This is a genomic window from Saccharopolyspora sp. NPDC050389 (assembly GCF_040655595.1).
In the GTDB taxonomy this organism is placed as follows: domain Bacteria; phylum Actinomycetota; class Actinomycetes; order Mycobacteriales; family Pseudonocardiaceae; genus Saccharopolyspora.
In genome coordinates, this window is the sequence record NZ_JBFAKG010000004.1 from 5966 (window position 1) to 9013 (window position 3048).

At 72.8% G+C, this 3048-nt stretch carries 2 protein-coding genes; one reads left to right on the top strand and one right to left on the bottom strand.

What is annotated here, in order from left to right; all coding sequences use genetic code 11:
- Positions 1–73: 73 nt before the first annotated feature.
- Positions 74–1594, bottom strand: coding sequence for a 3-hydroxyacyl-CoA dehydrogenase (locus AB0I53_RS03375; RefSeq protein WP_358595710.1), 1521 nt, complete (start codon positions 1592–1594; stop codon positions 74–76).
- A gap of 185 nt (positions 1595–1779) precedes the next feature.
- Here AB0I53_RS03375 and AB0I53_RS03380 point away from each other — a divergent pair, with 185 nt between their 5' ends.
- A complete protein-coding gene (locus AB0I53_RS03380) occupies positions 1780–2988 on the top strand; it encodes an acetyl-CoA C-acetyltransferase (protein ID WP_358595713.1) in 1209 nt (402 codons plus the stop codon).
- Positions 2989–3048: the final 60 nt, after the last annotated feature.

Here is a 3048-nt window from a genome sequence, read left to right on the forward strand (position 1 = left end):
CGCCTTCCTGGAGTTCAGCCGCGGCAGCGTGCTGGTAGCCCACAACGCCCCGTTCGACATCGGATTCCTGCGCTCACGAGAGCAGGTCTTGCGGCGTGGTGCCGGTTTCGGTGAGTTCGAGACCGAGCTCGGCGCGTTCGACCAGCCAGCGGCTAGGCCGGTAGCGCGGATCGCCGGTGGCCGAATGCAGGGCGCGCAGCACGGCCAGCACGCGGCGCGGGCCGATGTGCCGGCCCCACTCCAGGGGACCGCGCGGGTAGCCGAGCGCGAGGCGCACCGCCGTGTCGATGTCGGCGGGCGTGGCGAGCCGCTGCTCGGCGATGAAGCAGCTGGTGTTCACGATCGACGCCAGCAGCCGCTGCGCGATCATGCCCGCCCCATCGCGGACGACGGTCACCGCCCGGCCAGTCGCGGCCAGCGCCGTCCAGGCCGAGCGCGCGAGCTCCGGATCGGTCGCCGGGTGCACGGTCAGCGTGAACCGCTTCTCCGTGCTGAGCGGATCCACGCCGCACACCCGCGCCGGAGGCAGACCGGCCGAAAGCGCAGCGGTCGCGGCACTGTGGCCGTACGGAGTGAGGAGGATGACGGCTCCATCGGAGGGCTCCTCGCCGCGCTCCACCGGCACGCCCGCCGCGTCCAGCGCGTCCAGCAGCTCCGGGTCGTCCGACCAGATCGGGCGCGTCTCCGCCTGCGGCGCCTGCGGCTCGGGCTGCTCCTGCTTCGCACCGTCGACGTAGGCGTAGAAGCCCTCGCCGACCTTGCGGCCGAGCAGTCCCGCTTCCAGGCGGGAGCGGGTGATCGGCGACGGCCGCAGCCGGGGATCGCCGTAGTAGCCGGACCAGATGCTCTCCGTCGCCGGGTGCGTGACGTCCAGCGCGGTGAGGTCCATCAGCTCGAACGGGCCCATCCGCAGGCCCAGCACGTCGCGGCAGATCCGGTCGACGTCGGCGGGCGCGGCCAGGCCCTCGCCCAGAATCTGCAGCGCCTCGGTGATCAGTCCGCGGCCGGCGTGGTTGACCAGGAAGCCCGGCGTGTCGGTGGCGCGCACCGGCTGGTGGCCCAGCCGCCGCACCAGATCGACGAGCGCGCCCGGGATCCAGTCGGCGGTCCGGGCGCCGGGGATCACCTCGACCAGGCGCATCAGCGGGACGGGGTTGAAGAAGTGCAGGCCCGCCAGCCGGCTCGGGTCGGCGAGCGCGGTGGCGATCGAGGTCACCGCCAGCGAGCTGGTGTTGGTGGCGAACACGGTGTGCGCCGGGCAGATCTTCTCCAGCTCGGCGAACAGCTCGCGCTTGGTCGGCAGGTCCTCGCGGACCGCCTCGATCACCAGGTCGCACGCGGCGGGCGCCAGCGGGCCGTCGACCGGCTGCAGCCGGGCCCTCGCGGCGGCGGCGTCGGCACCGGTCATCCGGCCCTTGCCGGCGAGCTTGTCGAACATCTGCCCGATCTGGTCGACCGCGGCCGCCACGGCCTCGGGGCGGGCGTCGGCGAGCTCCACGGTCAGCCCGGCGGCCGCGGCCAGCTGCGCGATGCCGCGCCCCATCACGCCGGTGCCGATCACCCGCACGGTGTTGACCCGCTGCGCCCACTGCATGGCCGACCTCCCAAGGTTTCCTCCGACGCACCATCGCACGGCTTGCCAATACCGTCCAATACTGAATTGACCTATCAGTAAGACGTCAACGAACATAATCGCCGACCGTTTCGGCTTGCCGCGGCGCTGTGCTACGAACGAAACGGCGGCGGAGCGGCCGCCACCGGGACTCGAAGGAGCAAGCGATGCGCGAAGCGGTGATCTGCGAACCGCTGCGGACCCCGATCGGCCGGTTCGGCGGGGTGTTCAAGACCGTGCCGGCCGTCGAGCTGGCGGCGACGGTGATCAAGGCGCTGCTGGAGCGCACCGGGCTGCCCGGCGAGGCGGTCGACGAGGTGATCCTCGGCCAGTGCTACCCGAACTCCGACGCCCCGGCGATCGGCCGCGTCGCCGCGCTGGACGCGGGCCTGCCCGTCGAGGTCGGCGGCACCCAGGTGGACCGCCGCTGCGGTTCCGGCCTGCAGGCCGTGCTGGACGCCGCGATGCAGGTGCAGACCGGCGTCAGCGACGTGGTGCTGGCCGGCGGCGCGGAGAGCATGAGCAGCGCGCCGTTCTACACCACCGAGGCCCGGTGGGGCATCCGCGGCAGCGGGCTGGAACTGCACGACGCGCTGGCTCGCGGCCGGGTGACCGCGGGCGGCAAGAACTTCCCGGTGCCGGGCGGAATGCTGGAGACGGCCGAAAACCTGCGCCGCGAATACGGAATCTCGCGCACCGAGCAGGACGAGCTGTCGGTCCGCTCGCAGCAACGCGCCGGGGCCGCTCAGCAGGCCGGGCGCTTCGCCGACGAGATCGTGCCGGTGACGGTGCGCTCCCGCAAGGGCGACACCGTGGTCGACGTGGACGAGCACCCGCGCCCGGAGACCACAATGGACACCCTGTCGGCACTGAAGCCGGTGCTGGGCAAGTCCGATCCGGAGGCGACGGTCACCGCGGGCAACGCCAGCGGACAGAACGACGCGGCCGCGGTTTGCGTGGTGACGACGCCGGAGCGCGCGGCGGAACTCGGGCTGCGGCCGCTGGTGCGGCTGGTTTCCTGGGCGCGGGCCGGGGTGCCGCCGCGCACGATGGGCATCGGGCCGGTTCCGGCGACCGCGAAAGCCTTGCAGCGCGCCGGAATCAGCCTGGCCGACCTCGATCTGATCGAGCTCAACGAGGCGTTCGCCGCGCAGGTGCTGGCCTGCACCCGCGAGTGGGAGTTCAAGCCCGCCGACTTCGACCGGGTCAACGTCAACGGCTCGGGAATCTCGCTGGGCCACCCGCTGGGCGCGACCGGCGGCCGCATCCTCGCGACGCTCTCGCGCGAGATGCACCGCCGCGAGGCCCGCTACGGCCTGGAAACGATGTGCATCGGTGGCGGCCAGGGCCTCGCCGCCGTCTTCGAACGCATCTGATCGAAGCGAAGGGGGGGCCGGGGGGCCCGGGGGCCCGGGCGGTTTTTAGGCGGCGTGTGC

Excerpts from the sequence above, each read along its gene's own strand:
- AB0I53_RS03380 (WP_358595713.1), top strand. The coding sequence starts at position 1,780 with ATGCGCGAAGCGGTGATCTGCGAACCGCTGCGGACCCCGATCGGCCGG.
- AB0I53_RS03375 (WP_358595710.1), bottom strand. The coding sequence starts at position 1,594 with ATGCAGTGGGCGCAGCGGGTCAACACCGTGCGGGTGATCGGCACCGGC.